Annotated in this window: 9 protein-coding genes and 1 tRNA gene; 4 read left to right on the forward strand and 6 right to left on the reverse strand. The window is 73.6% G+C overall.

Annotation, left to right across the window (positions count from 1 at the left end):
• Nucleotides 1–48 precede the first annotated feature (48 nt).
• Nucleotides 49–2742: a DNA polymerase I gene (gene polA / locus ACZLKG_RS07475; protein ID WP_425709609.1), complete on the reverse strand. Its 2694-nt coding sequence runs from the start codon at nucleotides 2740–2742 to the stop codon at nucleotides 49–51.
• A gap of 62 nt (nucleotides 2743–2804) precedes the next feature.
• On the opposite strand from polA, the gene ACZLKG_RS07480 reads away from it, so the two are divergent.
• The 4 genes from ACZLKG_RS07480 to ACZLKG_RS07495 are packed head-to-tail and all read left to right on the forward strand — an operon-like array spanning nucleotide 2805 to nucleotide 6080.
• Complete coding sequence (locus ACZLKG_RS07480) at nucleotides 2805–4211, forward strand: MFS transporter (RefSeq protein WP_425709608.1); 1407 nt, start codon at nucleotides 2805–2807, stop codon at nucleotides 4209–4211.
• Complete coding sequence (locus ACZLKG_RS07485) at nucleotides 4208–4804, forward strand: hypothetical protein (protein ID WP_425709607.1); 597 nt, start codon at nucleotides 4208–4210, stop codon at nucleotides 4802–4804. Before ACZLKG_RS07480 ends, ACZLKG_RS07485 begins: the two co-directional genes overlap by 4 nt.
• Nucleotides 4801–5610: a glycosyltransferase family 2 protein gene (locus ACZLKG_RS07490; RefSeq protein ID WP_463648374.1), complete on the forward strand. Its 810-nt coding sequence runs from the start codon at nucleotides 4801–4803 to the stop codon at nucleotides 5608–5610. Before ACZLKG_RS07485 ends, ACZLKG_RS07490 begins: the two co-directional genes overlap by 4 nt.
• Complete coding sequence (locus ACZLKG_RS07495; RefSeq protein ID WP_425709605.1) at nucleotides 5607–6080, forward strand: PaaI family thioesterase; 474 nt, start codon at nucleotides 5607–5609, stop codon at nucleotides 6078–6080. Before ACZLKG_RS07490 ends, ACZLKG_RS07495 begins: the two co-directional genes overlap by 4 nt.
• Nucleotides 6081–6149: 69 nt before the next feature.
• On the opposite strand, the gene ACZLKG_RS07500 is transcribed toward ACZLKG_RS07495, so the two are convergent.
• From ACZLKG_RS07500 to gltB, 5 genes are all read right to left on the reverse strand, one after another.
• Nucleotides 6150–6845, reverse strand: a complete 696-nt coding sequence (locus ACZLKG_RS07500; protein ID WP_425709604.1) for an ANTAR domain-containing response regulator — start codon at nucleotides 6843–6845, stop codon at nucleotides 6150–6152.
• Nucleotides 6846–6923: 78 nt separating this feature from the next.
• Nucleotides 6924–7008, reverse strand: a tRNA-Leu gene (locus ACZLKG_RS07505).
• A 105-nt stretch (nucleotides 7009–7113) separates the two neighbouring features.
• The gene (pyk, locus tag ACZLKG_RS07510; protein ID WP_425709603.1) at nucleotides 7114–8538 is read right to left on the reverse strand and encodes a pyruvate kinase; all 1425 of its coding nucleotides are present in this window, start codon (nucleotides 8536–8538) and stop codon (nucleotides 7114–7116) included.
• Nucleotides 8539–8661: 123 nt separating this feature from the next.
• On the reverse strand, nucleotides 8662–10155 hold the full coding sequence (locus ACZLKG_RS07515) for a glutamate synthase subunit beta (protein ID WP_463648375.1): 1494 nt from the start codon (nucleotides 10153–10155) through the stop codon (nucleotides 8662–8664).
• Complete coding sequence (gltB, locus tag ACZLKG_RS07520) at nucleotides 10148–14686, reverse strand: glutamate synthase large subunit (protein WP_463648376.1); 4539 nt, start codon at nucleotides 14684–14686, stop codon at nucleotides 10148–10150. Before gltB ends, ACZLKG_RS07515 begins: the two co-directional genes overlap by 8 nt.
• Nucleotides 14687–14884: the final 198 nt, after the last annotated feature.

A 14884-nucleotide genomic window follows, 5' to 3' on the forward strand; every position in this document is an offset into this window, starting at 1 on the left:
TTCGCGCTCACTCGTCGGGCAGAGAGCCGCTCACTCGTCGATGGAGGGTCAGTGGGCGGCGTCGCGCCAGCTGCGGCCGAGGCCGACGGAGACGTCGAGCGGGACGGAGAGCTCCACCGCCCGGCCCATGGTCTCCCGCACGACCTGCTCCACCTCCTCGCGCTCCCCCGGCGCGATCTCGAGCACGAGCTCGTCGTGGACCTGGAGGAGGACGTCGGAGGCGAGGCCCCGCTCGGCGATCTCCGCGTCGAGCCGGATCATCGCGAGCTTGATGATGTCCGCGGCCGACCCCTGGATCGGGGCGTTGAGGGCGATGCGCTCCGCGAGCTCCCTGCGCTGCCGGTTGTCGGAGGTGAGGTCCGGCAGGTACCGGCGGCGGCCGAGGATCGTCGCCGTGTAGCCGCGCGTGCGCGCCTCGTCCTGGACGCCCCGGAGGTAGTCGCGCACGCCGCCGAACCGTTCGAAGTACCCCTCCATGAGCGACCGGGCCTCGTCGACCTCGACGCCGAGCTGCTGGGACAGGCCGAACGCGCTGAGCCCGTAGGCCAGGCCGTAGCTCATCGCCTTGATGCGTCGGCGCTGCTCCGGGGTCACCGAGCCGACGTCGACGCCGAAGACCCGGGCGGCGACGAACGCGTGCAGGTCCTCCCCGGAGCGGAAGGCCTCGATGAGCGCCTCGTCGCCGGACAGGTGCGCCATGATCCGCATCTCGATCTGGGAGTAGTCCGCCGTCATCAGCGACTCCCCCGCCTCGCTGACCACGAAGGACTGCCGGATGCGCATGCCGTCCTCGCTGCGCACGGGCACGTTCTGCAGGTTGGGGTCCTTCGAGCTGAGCCGACCGGTGGCGGCCACGGTCTGCTGGAAGGTGGTGCGGATCCGGCCGTCGGACTGGACCTCGGCCCGCAGGCCGTCGACCGTCTGGCGGAGCTTGATCTGCTCGCGGTGCCGCAGCAGCGCCACGAGGAACGGGTGCTCGGTCTGCACGAGCAGCCACGCGAGCGCGTCGGCGTTGGTCGTGTACCCGGTCTTCGTCTTCTTCGTCCGCGGCATGTCGAGCTGGTCGAACAGGACCTCCTGCAGCTGCTTGGGGCTGCCGAGGTTGACCTCGCGGCCGATCGCCTCGTAGGCGGCCGCGGCGGCCGCCTCCACCTGCCCGTCGAACTCGCCGGACAGGCCGTCGAGGTACTCGGTGTCGACGGCGATGCCCCGGTCCTCCATCCCCTGCAGGACACGCTGGACGGGGAGCTCGAGGTCGGTGAGCAGGCCGCTCCCGCCGGCCTCCTCGAGCTCGGCGGTCAGCGGCGTGACGAGGGCGAGGGTCGCGTGCGCGCGACGGGCGAGGGACTCCTCCGCCGCTCCCTCCTCCAGCGAGAGGTCCAGCTCGCCCTGGGCCGGGCCCGAACCGGGGTCGAGCTCGAGCCCCAGCCGCTCGGTCGAGAGGTCGGCGAGCTCGAGGTGCCGGGCGTCGGGCCGTGAGATGTACCCGGCGAGGGCCGGGTCGAACGTCACGCCGTCCAGGGTGAGTCCGCTGCCGCGCAGGGCGTGCCAGGCCGCCTTGGCGTCGTGCACCGACTTCGGCTCCGCGGCGTCGGCCAGCCAGGCGCGCAGCGCGGCCTCGTCGGGGCCGGCGACCTCGGTGAGGTCGACGGTGACGGCGTGCGCCTCGTCGTCGGCGATCGCGACCTGCGTCGCCTCCCCCGCGCCCGGTCGGCCCGTGCCCTCGACGAACAGGCCCAGCCGGGCGCCCGCGCGGGCCTCGAGCCAGGCTCCCAGCTCGCCGTCGGCCGGCCGGTCCACGACCAGGACCGGGCCGTCCGCCTCGGGCGCGGTCCCTCCGTCGTCGGGCAGGACGGCGAACAGCCGCGTGCGCAGCTCGGTGAACTCCAGGACGTCGAACAGGCGCGTGAGCTCGCCGCGGTCGGGGTCGGCGGGGGTGAGGTCACCAAGGGCGGCCCCGACGTCGGCGTCGGTGAGCAGGTGGTTGAGCTGCCGGTTGCGCAGCACGTCTGCCAGGTGCGCGCGCAGCGAGTCGCCGGCCTTGCCGGGCACCTCGTCGACCCGGGCGACGATGTTGTCCAGGCCGTCGAACTGGTTGATCCACTTCGCGGCGGTCTTCGGCCCCACCCCGGGCACGCCGGGCAGGTTGTCCGCAGTCTCGCCGGTGAGGGCGGCGATCTCCGGGTACCGGTGCGGCGGGACCCCGTACTTCTCCTCGACGGCCTCCGGCGTCATGCGGGACACCGTCTTCACGCCCTTGATCGGGTACAGCACGCTCACGCGCTCGTCGACGAGCTGGAACGTGTCCCGGTCGCCCGAGACCACGGAGACGGTCATCCCCGCGGCCGAGCCCTCGTGGGCGAGCGTGGCGAGGATGTCGTCGGCCTCGAGGCCGTCCTTCTCCAGCGTGGGGACGCCGGCCGCGCGCAGCACCTCGGCGATGAGGGGGACCTGGCCCTTGAAGGCCTCGGGGGTGACGTCGCGGCCGCCCTTGTAGTCGGCGTAGACCTCGTCCCGGAACGTCGGGGCGTGGGTGTCGAACGCGACGGCGACGTGCGTGGGCCGCTCCTCGGCGATGAGGTTGATGAGCATCGCGACGAACCCGTAGATCGCGTTCGTGCTCTGGCCCGCGGAGTTGACGAACTTCTCGGCCGGCAGCGCGAAGAACGCGCGGAAGGCCATCGAGTGCCCGTCGACGAGCAGGAGGCGCTGGTCGGTGGCCTGGTCGGTGTTCTCGCTCACCCGACCCACCCTAGGACGCGGCGCCGACACCGACGTCACCGCGGCCCTGGCAGGGTGGGTCCGTGCCCGAGCCCCGCGTCCCCGGTTCCCGCCGGCTCGCGTACGCGGCCGGCATGTTCGGGTCGTCGCTCCCGATCAACCTCGTGCGCGGCTCGATCCTCCTGTACTACGTCGACACCCTCGGCATGGACGCGACCGCGTACGGGATCGTCATGGTGGTCTACGCGATCGTCGACGCGATCGACAACCCGCTGTTCGGCCACCTCTCGGACGGCACGCGCACGCGGCTCGGCCGCAGGCGGCCCTGGCTCCTCGTCGCCGTACCGAGCCTCGTGGCCGTGTTCGTAGCCCTGTTCTCCGCCCCGACGTCCCTCGACGGCGCGGCGCTCGTCGCCTGGTTCGCGGTCTTCGTCATCCTCACCGAGGCGGCCGACTCGCTGTACAACGCGAACTACACGGCGCTGCTGCCCGAGCTGTTCCGCACCGAGGCCGAGCGGTCGGTCGTCAACGCCGTGCGGCAGGCCTTCCAGCTCGCGGCGATGGTCGTCTCCGTGGCGCTGACCCCCGCGCTGACGACCCGGTGGCTCGGCAGCGAGCACGGCCCCGAGGGCTTCACGCGGACCGCGGTGCTGCTGGGCGTCGTGGCACTGCTCGTCATGGGCGCGATGGTGCTCTCCGTCCGTGAGGACGCCGCCGTGCAGCACGAGCCGCCCACGAGGTTCCTCCCCGCGATCGGCGGCGTGCTGCGCACCCGCGAGCTGTGGCTGATCGGGGCGACGACCGCGGGGTACGGCGCAGCGCTCGGCCTGCTCATCTCCGGCATCCAGCTGTGGATGCGCTACACGCTGGAGAGGCCCGTCGCGATGACGACCCCGGTGCTCGGCGCCGCGATCCTCACCGCCGCCGCCGTCCTGCCCGCGTGGGCGTGGCTCGTGCGCAGGGTCGGCGCCCCGCGGGCCTGGCGCTGGGCCCTGACCTGGCTGGCCGTCTCGTTCCTCCCGCTGTGGTTCGTCACGTCCGTCCCGCTCGCCGTGGTCGCGGCCGCCGTGGTCGGGGTCGGGTACGGCGGGGTCCTCGCGACGACCGACCTCGTCACGGCCCGGGTCCTCGACCGCGACGCCCGACTGACCGGCCTGCACCGCGAGGGCGTGTTCCTCGGGACGTTCGGCGTGTTCGCCCGCCTCACCGGCGCGCTCGGCGGACTCGCGCTCGCCACGCTCGAGCCGCTGTTCGGCTACGTCTCCGGGGACGACCCCGGCGAGCGGCCCGGGCTGGCGTTCCGCGTCTACACCTGCCTGTACCCCGCGGCCCTCGTCGGTATCGCCGCTGTGGCGGCGCGCTTCGTCCGCGTCGACGACGAGGTGGGCGGTCGGCCCGGCGCCCTCCCCGACGCACCCGGGGTCGTCGACCGCCCCGGCACACGGACCACGCCGGGCGGGCCAGGTCCTCGTGGGACGCTGGACCAGTGACGACTGCGCGACCACGACGACGCACCGGTGTCGGCGTGCTCCGCGTCGTCGGGCCCCCGTACGCCCGCACGGCCGCGAACGTCGTCGCCGTCCTGGCGCTGCTCTCGCTCGGGCTCGCCGCCCTCGTCGACGCGGTCGCCGTCGCGGTGGCGGCTCTCGTCCTCGGGGCCCTCACGCTCGCGCGCGTGCTCGCCGTGCCCGCAGGTCTCCAGGCCCTGCTCGGCGCCACGGCGCTCGTGGCCGCGTGGTCGTCGGCCCTGCTCCTGTACGAGCGGCTGTGGTGGTTGGACATCGCCGTACACCTGACCCTCAACGGCGTGCTCGCCGCAGTCGCCGGGGAGCTCGTGCGCCGCGGCCGGCTCGTGCCGCCCGGCGACGACCCGCGCGGCAGGTGGGGTCTCGCGCTGACCACCACGGCGGTCGGGACGAGCCTCGCCGCGGCCTGGGAGGTCGCGGAGTGGATCGGCCACGCCTACGTCGACCCCACGGTCCACGTCACCCCCGCAGATACCGCGGGCGACCTCGTCGCCGGCGCCGTGGGATCCGCCGTCGCGGGGCTCGTGCTCGCCCGACGCGCCGGGAGCGGCCGGTGACGCCGCCGACCGTGAGCGTGGTGATCCCCGCCCGGAACGACGCCGCGGCGCTCGAGCACTGCCTGCGCGCCCTGGCGAACCAGCGGGAGGCGCCCCTGGAGGTCATCGTCGTCGACAACGCCTCCACCGACGGCACCGCGGCCGTCGCCCGGCGCCACGGCGCGGTGGTCGCGGCGGAGGACCGGATCGGGATCCCACCCGCCGCCGCCACCGGCTACGACGCCGCCCGGGGGGACGTCGTCGCGCGGCTGGACGCCGACTCGCGTCCCGGCCCCGGATGGGTCTCCCGGGTCGCGCACGTGATGGGGACGAGGCAGGTGGCCGCCGTCACCGGCGTCGGCAGCTTCTACGGGCTGGGCAGGGCCGGGGGGCTCGCCGCCGCGGTCTACCTGGCCGCGTACTACGGCCTGTGCCACGCCGCCCTGGGACACCACCCGCTGTGGGGATCGAGCATGGCCGTGCGCCGCTCGGCGTGGCTGGCGGTCCGCGACCGCGTCCACGACGACGACCCCGAGGTCCACGACGACCTCGACCTCGCCCTCGCGCTGGGCCCGGCGCGGCCCGTCGTGCTGGACCTCTCGCTCCGCGTCGGTGTCTCTGCCCGCAGCCTGGTGGGCGCGGCGCAGCTGAGCCGGCGCCTCCGGCGTGCCTTCCGCACGCTCCGGCTCGGGTGGGCGGACATGCCGCCATGGGAGCGCTGGTCGATGCGGTTCGGGCTGCCGGGGGCCGCGCCCGCCGCTGACGACGACCCGGGCCGGGCACCGGGGCGGGACGACGGCGGCCGCCGTGGCAGTCTGGCACCGTGACCGCCGACCACGCCGACACCCGGCGCCCCGAGGAACCCGCCCGGACCGACCACCGCAGCGGCGGCGACGACCTCGCCGAGACCTTCGCCCGACTGTCGGAGTCCGGCCTCGCCGAGCGCATGGGGCTCGAGATGCTGCGCATGGAACGGGGCGACGTCCGGGCCCGCATCCCCGTCGAGGGGAACACCCAGCCGATGGGGCTGCTCCACGGTGGCGCCAGCGCCGCGCTCGCCGAGACCGTCGCCAGCGTCGCGGCCGTGCTCGCGGCGCCGGAGGGACACGCGCCGGTCGGCGTCGACCTCAACGCCACCCACCACCGGGCGGCGCGCACCGGGCACGTCACGGCGCGCGCTTCGGCGGTGCACGAGGGACGCCGGAGCGCCACCTACGGCATCGAGGTGCGTGACGACGACGACCTGCTCGTCTGCACCGCGCGGCTCACCTGCATGTTCATCCCGTACCCGCGCTGAACTCGGCGCCGGCGGGCGGAACGACGAACGCCCGGCACATGCCGGGCGTTCGTCGTCGCGGGTCGGCCGTCAGCCGCGGCCGCCGACCTGCTCGATGACGGCGTCCGCGACCTCGCGCATGGTCAGGCGACGGTCCATGGACGTCTTCTGGATCCAGCGGAACGCCTCGGGCTCCGAGAGACCCATCTTCGTCTGGAGGAGTCCCTTGGCGCGGTCCACGCGCTTGCGCGTCTCGAACTGATCGACCAGCGAGGCGACCTCGGACTCGAGCGCGATGATCTCCTCGTGCCGGCTCACGGCGATCTCGACGGCGGGCACGAGGTCGGCGGGCGTGAACGGCTTGACGACGTACGCCATCGCGCCGGCCTCGCGGGCGCGCTCCACGAGCTCCTTCTGGGAGAACGCGGTGAGCATGACGACGGCGCACGTGCGGTCGGCCATGATCTTCTCGGCGGCGGTGATGCCGTCCATCACAGGCATCTTGACGTCCATGACGACGGCGTCGGGCTCGAGCTCGGAGGCCAGGCGGACGGCCTGCTCGCCGTCGGCCGCCTCCCCGACGACCTCGAAGCCCGCGTCGCGGAGCGTCTCGACGATGTCGAGCCTGATGAGCGTCTCGTCCTCGGCGACGACGACGCGGCGGCCGTCTCGCTCGGTCTCCTCGACCGCCTCGGGGGCGGAGGTGAGGAGGTCCGAGAGGTCAGGCTCGGTGGTCGTGGGGTCCGCCGAGGCGTCGTCGCCTGCGGAGCTGTCGGTCGTGGTCACCCGTACAGCCTAGGACACGGCGGGATCACGGGGCGATCCGCGTGCATGTGAGCCGTGCCGCGCGGCGCGCGTGCGCGATGGTGCTCCCGGCGGGACTCGAACCCGCACGCCTCGCGGCGCCGCATTTTGAGTGCGGTGTGTCTGCCGATTCCACCACGGGAGCGGGCGTCCCCGCGCCGTGAGGGCGCGGGGACGGAACACATCATGCCCTGAACCGGCGGGCCGCCGTCGTCGTGCCGGGCGGCCCGGCCGGTGCCGGACGTCACTCTCAGGAGGAGCGGTACCGCTCACCGATCCGGTGCACGCGGATGGAGTTCGTGCTGCCGACCTTCTGCGGCGGCATGCCGGCCACGACGACGACCGGGTCGCCGTTGCCGGCCAGCCCGTTGTCCCGCAGGAACGTGTCGACCTGGTCGACCATCTCGTCGGTGTGCTTGACCGCGTCGACCTGGTAGGGCTGCACGCCCCAGGAGAGCGCGAGCCGGTTGCGGGTCTCGGCCGACGGCGTGAACGCCAGCAGCGGGATCGGGGAGCGCAGCCGGGACATCCTGCGCGCGGTGTCGCCGGACTGGGTGAACGTCGCGAGGTAGGTGACGTCCAGCGTGGCGGCGATCTCCGCCGCCGCCCGGGTCAGGACGCCCGAGCGGGTGGCGGGCGTCGAGCCGAGCGGCGCGATCCGCTCGCCGCCGTGCTCCTCGGTGTGCTCGACGACCCGGGCCATGGTGCGGACGGCCTCGATGGCGTACTTCCCCACCGAGGTCTCCCCCGAGAGCATGACCGCGTCGGCCCCGTCGAGGACGGCGTTCGCGCAGTCGGAGGCCTCGGCCCGGGTGGGGCGCGGGTTGGTGATCATCGACTCGAGCACCTGGGTGGCGACGATGACCGGCTTCGCACGGCGCCGCGCGATCTCGATCGCCCGCTTCTGCACGAGCGGCACGTCCTCCAGCGGCAGCTCGACGCCGAGGTCGCCGCGCGCGACCATGATGCCGTCGAAGACGTCGACGATCTCCTCGAGGGCGTCGACGGCCTGCGGCTTCTCGATCTTGGCGACGACGGGCAGCCGACGGCCGACCTCGTCCATGATGTCGTGGACCATCTGGATGTCCTCGGCGCTGCGCACGAAGGACAGGGCGATGAAGTCGACCGGCAGTCCGAGCGCCCAGCGCAGGTCCTCGGTGTCCTTGTCCGACATGGCGGGCACGGACACCGCGACGCCGGGCAGGTTGAGGCCCTTGTGGTTGGAGACCGGGCCGCCGACCTCGACCCGCGTGACGACGCGTGGCCCGTCGACCTCCACCACGCGCACCGCGACCTTGCCGTCGTCGATGAGGATCCGGTCGCCGGGGTGGCAGTCGCCCGGGAGCCCCTTGTAGGTGGTCGAGGCGAGGTCCTTCGTGCCCTCGACCTCCTCGGTGGTGATGGTGAACGTGGCGCCGTCCGCGAGCTGGACCTCGCGGTCGGCGAACGTGCCGAGCCGGATCTTGGGGCCCTGGAGGTCGACGAGGACGGCGACCGGACGCCCGGCCGCGTCGGCGGCGGCGCGCACGCGGTGGATCACCTGCTCGTGCTCCTCGGCGAGACCGTGGCTGCGGTTGATGCGGGCGACGTCCATGCCCGCGTCGACCAGCTCCTGGATCTTCTCGGGACTGTCGGTGGCCGGTCCGAGGGTGCAGACGATCTTTGCTCTACGCATGGCTCACAGCCTAGTGACTCCGACCGGCCCGCCGCTCCATCGGCCCGGACCGCAGCGGCGGTTGGACGACGTCGCGCCCGCCGGCCGCCCGGGCGCACGGACGTGCGCCCGGGGCGTCGCTGATCAGACCGTGACCTGGACGGTGGTGGGCGCCACCGGCGCGGGCAGCTCCGTGGAGCCGCGCAGGTGCCGGTCGACGGCGGCGGCCACCGACCGGCCCTCGGCGATCGCCCACACGATGAGCGACTGGCCGCGCCCGGCGTCGCCGGCGGCGAAGACGCCCGGCACGGTGGTCGCGAAGTCGGCGTCGCGCTCGATGCGGCCGCGGCCGTCGACCTCGACGCCGAGCTGGGCGACGATCCCGTCGGTCGGCACCCCTGTGAAGCCCATCGCGAGCAGCACGAGCTGGGCCGGGATCGTCCGCTCGGTGCCCTTGACCGGGACCGGACGGCCGCCGTCGAACGCCACCTCCGTGACCAACAGGTGCGTGACGGTGCCCTCGCCCGCCGAGCCGTCCGAGCACAGCTCGGCGGTCGAGGTCGAGTAGACCCGCTCGCCGCCCTCCTCGTGCGCCGAGGAGACGCGGAAGAGCATCGGGTAGGTCGGCCAGGGCTGGCCCTCGGGCCGGTCCTCGCCGGGGCGCGGCATGATCTCCAGCTGGGTGACCGAGCGCGCGCCCTGGCGGGTGGCCGTGCCGAGGCAGTCCGCGCCGGTGTCGCCGCCGCCGATGATGACGACGTCCTTGCCCTCGGCGGTGATCTGGTCCGGAACCTCCTGGCCGTGGACCGCGCGAGTGGCCTGCGGCAGGTACTCCATCGCCTGGTGGATGCCGGCCAGCTCCCGGCCCGGGACCGGCAGGTCCCTCGCCACGGTCGAGCCCATGGCCAGGACGACGGCGTCGTAGCGCTCGAGCAGGTCCTCCCCCGAGAGCGCGCCCTCGCCCGAGCCGCCGACGTCCGTCGAGGTGCGGAAGATCGTGCCCTCCGCGCGCATCTGCTCGAGCCGGCGGTCCACGTGGGACTTCTCCATCTTGAACTCGGGGATGCCGTAGCGCAGCAGCCCGCCGACCGCGTCGGCGCGCTCGAGGACGGCCACGGTGTGGCCGGCCCGCGTGAGCTGCTGGGCGGCCGCGAGCCCGGCGGGACCGGAGCCGACGACGGCGACCGTGCGGCCGGTGAGGCGCTGCGGCACCTGCGGGGTGACGAGGCCCTCGTCGAAGGCGCGGTCGATGATCGACTGCTCGACGTTCTTGATCGTCACCGCGGGCTGGTTGATGCCGAGCACGCACGCCGTCTCGCACGGGGCCGGGCACAGCCGGCCGGTGAAGTCGGGGAAGTTGTTCGTCGCGTGCAGCCGCTCGATCGCCCGGGCGAAGTCGCCGCGGCGCACGAGGTCGTTCCACTCGGGGATGAGGTTGCCGAGCGGGCAGCCGTTGTGGCAGAAGGGGATGCCGCAGTCCATGCAGCGCCCGGCCTGCCGCCTGAGCGTGGGCTCGAACGCGTCGTCCGCGCCGCGCTCGGCGTAGACCTCGCGGTAGTCGCGGATGCGCACCGGGACCGGCCGGCGCGCCGGCAGCTCCCGCTCGCGGGTCGTCAGGAATCCTCTGGGGTCAGCCACGGGTCGCCTCCATGATGTCGGCCCACACGGTGGGTGCGGCAGGATCGAGCCCGTCCTCCGCCGCCCGCGCGAGCGCGGCGGAGACCGCGGCGAACTGGCGGGGCAGGACGCGGGTGAGGCGCTGCGTGAGGGCGGCGCGGTCCGCCAGCAGCGCGGTGGCCACGGCGGATCCGGTGAGGTCGCGGTGGCGCTGGAGCAGGTCGACGATCACGGCGAGGTCGTCGGTGTCGGGCTCTCCCAGCAGCAGGTCGCCGGCCGCGGCGGCGGCCGGGTTGATCAGGCTGGGGTCGAGGTCGAGGACGTAGGCGACGCCGCCGGACATGCCGGCGCCGACGTTTCGCCCGGTCGGGCCGAGGACGAGCATCGTGCCGCCGGTCATGTACTCGGCCGCGTGGTCGCCGACCCCCTCCACCACGAGGGTGGCGCCGGACAGGCGGACGCCGAAGCGCTCGCCCGCGCGTCCGCGCAGGAAGATCTCTCCGGCCGTGGCGCCGTAGCCGATGACGTTGCCGGCCACGACGTTGTCCTCGGCGACGAAGCCGGCCCGGTCGTCGGGGCGCACGACGATGCGCCCGCCCGACAGCGACTTGCCGACGTAGTCGTTCGCGTCGCCCACGAGCGTGAGGGTGACGCCTCGGGGCAGGAACGCGCCGAACGACTGTCCGGCCGAGCCGCGCAGGGTGAGGTCGATCGTGCCGTCCGGCAGTCCCGCGCCGCGGTAGCGCCTGGTCACCTCGTGGCCGAGCATCGTGCCGACCGTCCGGTTGACGTTGCGCACGGCCACCTCGGCGCGCACCGGCTCGCCGCGCTCGAGGGCGGGCCCGGCCAGTGCGATGAGCTCGTTGTCCAGGGCGGCGTCGAGGCCGTGGTCCTGGTCCTTGGTCCTGTGCAGCGCGGCGCCGGGCCGCGGCTCGACGCGCTCGAGCAGCGGCGCCAGGTTCATGCCGGAGGCCTTCCAGTGGGCCACGGCTCGGTCGGCGTCGAGCAGCTCGACCCGGCCGACGGCCTCGTCGATCGAGCGCAGCCCGAGCGAGGCGAGGATCTCGCGGACCTGCTCGGCGAGGAACTCGAAGAACGTGACGACGTACTCGGCCTTCCCGCTGAAGCGGGCGCGCAGCTCCGGGTTCTGGGTGGCGACGCCGACCGGGCACGTGTCGAGGTGGCAGACCCGCATCATCACGCACCCGGAGACCACCAGCGGCGCGGTGGCGAACCCGAACTCCTCCGCGCCCAGCAGCGCGGCCACCACGACGTCCCGGCCGGTCTTGAGCTGGCCGTCGGTCTGGACGACGATCCGGTCGCGCAGGTCGTTGAGGACGAGCGTCTGCTGGGTCTCGGCCAGGCCCAGCTCCCACGGGCCGCCGGCGTGCTTGAGGGAGGTCAGCGGGCTGGCGCCGGTCCCGCCGTCGTGCCCGGAGACGAGCACGACGTCGGCGTGGGCCTTGGACACGCCGGCCGCCACGGTGCCCACGCCGACCTCGGAGACGAGCTTGACGTGCACCCGGGCCGAGGGGTTGGCGTTCTTCAGGTCGTGGATGAGCTGGGCGAGGTCCTCGATGGAGTAGATGTCGTGGTGGGGCGGCGGAGAGATGAGGCCGACGCCGGGCGTGGAGTGCCGGGTCGAGGCCACCCACGGATAGACCTTCGGGCCGGGCAGCTGGCCGCCCTCGCCGGGCTTCGCGCCCTGCGCCATCTTGATCTGGATGTCGTCGGCCTGCGTGAGGTACTCCGAGGTGACCCCGAACCGACCGGACGCGACCTGCTTGATCGACGAGCGGCGCTCGGGGTCGTAGAGCCGGTCGACGTCCTCGCCGCCCTCCCCCGTGTTGGACTTGGCGCCGAGCCTGTTCATGGCGATCGCGAGCGTCTCGTGGGCCTCGGCGGAGATCGAGCCGTAGCTCATCGCGCCGGTGGAGAACCGCCGGACGATCTCGGAGACCGGCTCGACCTCCTCGATCGGCACGGGGTCGAGCTCGCCGGTGCGCAGCCGGAGCAGCCCGCGGATGGTCATGAGCCGCTCGGCCTGGTCGTCGACCCGGTCGGTGTACTGGCGGAAGATGTCGGCCCGCCGGTTCCGGGTCGAGTGCTGCAGCCGGAACACCGTCTCGGGGTCGAACAGGTGCGGCTCACCGTCGCGGCGCCACTGGTACTCGCCCCCGGTGTCGAGCTCGCGGTGGGCGGGCGAGATGCCCGAGCGCGGGTAGGCGACCGCGTGCCGGGCGGCGACCTCGGCCGCGACGACGTCGAGCCCGACGCCCCCGACAGGGCTCGGGGTGGCGGTGAAGTAGCGGTCGACGAGCTCGGCGGAGAGGCCGACCGCCTGGAACAGCTGCGCGCCGCGGTAGGACGGGACGGTCGAGACGCCCATCTTCGACATCACCTTGAGCACGCCCTTGCCGAGCGCGTGGATGACGTTGCGGACGGCCGTCTCGGCGGAGACGCCCGTGACCTCGCCGTCCGCCACGAGCCGCTCGGCCGTCTCCATGGCGAGGTAGGGGTTGACCGCCGCCGCGCCGTAGCCCACGAGCAGGGCCACGTGGTGGACCTCGCGGACGTCGCCCGCCTCGACGAGCAGGGAGATCTTCGTGCGGGTGCGCCGTCGCAGGGTGTGGTGGTGCACGGCGGACGTGAGCAGCAGCGAGGGGATGGGGGCGAGCGCGGCGGTCGCGTCCCGGTCGGAGAGCACGACGAAGCTGGCGCCCGCGTCCACCGCCTCGTCGACCTCGGTGAAGATCTCCTCGAGGCGGGCCCGCAGCGCCTCTCCCCCGCCGGCGACCGGGTAGAGGCCGGAGATCGTCACCGCGGTGAAGCCGCGACCCGTGCGCCGTGCACGGTCGATGTGCCGCACCTTGGCGAGCTGGTCGTTGTCGATCGTCGGGAAGGGGAGCACGATCTTGCGGGCGTGCTCGGGCGACTCCTCGAGCATGTTCGGCTCCGGACCGATCGCCCCGACCAGCGAGGTGACGAGCTCCTCGCGGATGGCGTCGAGCGGTGGGTTGGTCACCTGCGCGAACGTCTGGGAGAAGTAGTCGAACAGCAGGCGCGGCCGGGCGGAGAGCACCGCGATGGGCGTGTCGGTCCCCATCGAGCCGATGGCCTCGGCGCCCGTGGCGGCCATGGGTCGCACGAGGAGCCGCACCTCCTCCTCGGAGTAGCCGAACATCTGCTGACGCCGCACGACCGAGTCGGCCGAGTGGCCCGTGTGCTCCCGCTGGGGCAGCGCCTCGAGCTGCACGAGCCCGTCGTCGAGCCACTCCTGGTACGGGTGAGCGGACGCCAGGGAGGACTTGATCTCCTCGTCGGGGACGATCCGCCCCTCGACCGTGTCGACGAGGAACATCGTGCCGGGCTCGAGGCGGCCCTTGCGCACGACCGTGGCCGGGTCGAGGTCGAGGACGCCGGACTCCGAGGCGAGCACGACGAGGCCGTCGGCGGTCTCCCACCAGCGTCCCGGTCGCAGTCCGTTGCGGTCCATGACGGCGCCGGCGACCGCGCCGTCCGTGAAGCAGATCGCGGCCGGCCCGTCCCAGGGCTCCATGATCGTGCCGGTGTACTCGTAGAAGGCGCGCACGTCGGCGGGCATGGTCTCGTCGTTCTGCCACGCCTCCGGGACCATCGTCAGCACCGCGTGCGGGAGGGAGCGGCCCCCGAGGTGGAGCAGCTCGAGGACCTCGTCGAACGTCGCGGAGTCCGAGGCGCCGGGGGTGTTGATCGGGAGCAGCGGCGCGAGGTCGCCGAGCAGGTCGGAGGAGAGCGTGCCCTCGCGAGCGGCCATCCAGTTGCGGTTGCCGCGCACGGTGTTGATCTCGCCGTTGTGGGCGACGTACCGGAAGGGGTGCGCGAGCGGCCAGCTCGGGAACGTGTTCGTCGAGAAGCGCGAGTGCACCAGCGCGATCGAGGAGACCACGCGCTCGTCGGCGAGGTCCGGGAAGAAGTCCTTCAGCTGTCCCGTGGTGAGCATCCCCTTGTAGGTGATGGTGCGCGGGGAGAGCGAGGCGAAGTAGACCCCGGCGTTGTCCGCGCGCTTGCGCAGGCGGAACACGCGGCGCTCCAGGTCCAGGCCCGTGAGCCCGTCGGCGGCGACGAACAGCTGGCGCATCGTGGGCATGGTCGCGCGGGCCGTGGGGCCGACGCCCGACGGGTCGACCGGGACCGCTCGCCAGCCGAGGACCTCGACGCCCTCCTCGGCGGCGATCCGTTCGACGAGCTCGACCGCCTCCGCGCGCTCTCCGATGCCCGGCAGGAACGCGATGCCCACGGCGTAGGCGCCGGCCGGCGGGAGATCGAGGTCGACGACCTCACGGAGGAAGGCGTCGGGAACCTGCAGGAGGATGCCCGCGCCGTCGCCCGTCGCCTCCTCGGCGCCGACGGCGCCGCGGTGCTCGAGGTTCGCCAGAGCCGTCAGCGCGGCGTCGACGATGTCCCGTCCGGGGCGGCCGCGCGTGGTGGCGACCATGGCGACGCCGCAGGCGTCGTGCTCGTGGGCGGGGTCGTACAGGCCTCGTCGTGCAGGGATCCCGGTCTGGACCATCGTCCGTCCTCCCTCCGGGCGCGCAGGCGCCCGAGTCGTGCCCCGGCGCGGACGCCGGTGGGTCGGACAGCACGATACGCAGACTTGGCCGTTTCATGGCACTACCCGCCCATGGCTGTGGGACGGCGCGGATCCGCACGAGGACGCCGGATCGTCGGACGGGGGTTGCCGTCGTGTTTCGTCGATGTTTCGCCGAAA

Source organism: Georgenia sp. Z2081 (genome assembly GCF_055326445.1).

What these genes read in the sequence shown, in the direction of transcription:
- pyk (WP_425709603.1), bottom strand. Translation starts at nt 8,538, where the DNA reads ATGCGTAGAGCAAAGATCGTCTGCACCCTCGGACCGGCCACCGACAGT.
- gltB (WP_463648376.1), bottom strand. Translation starts at nt 14,686, where the DNA reads ATGGTCCAGACCGGGATCCCTGCACGACGAGGCCTGTACGACCCCGCC.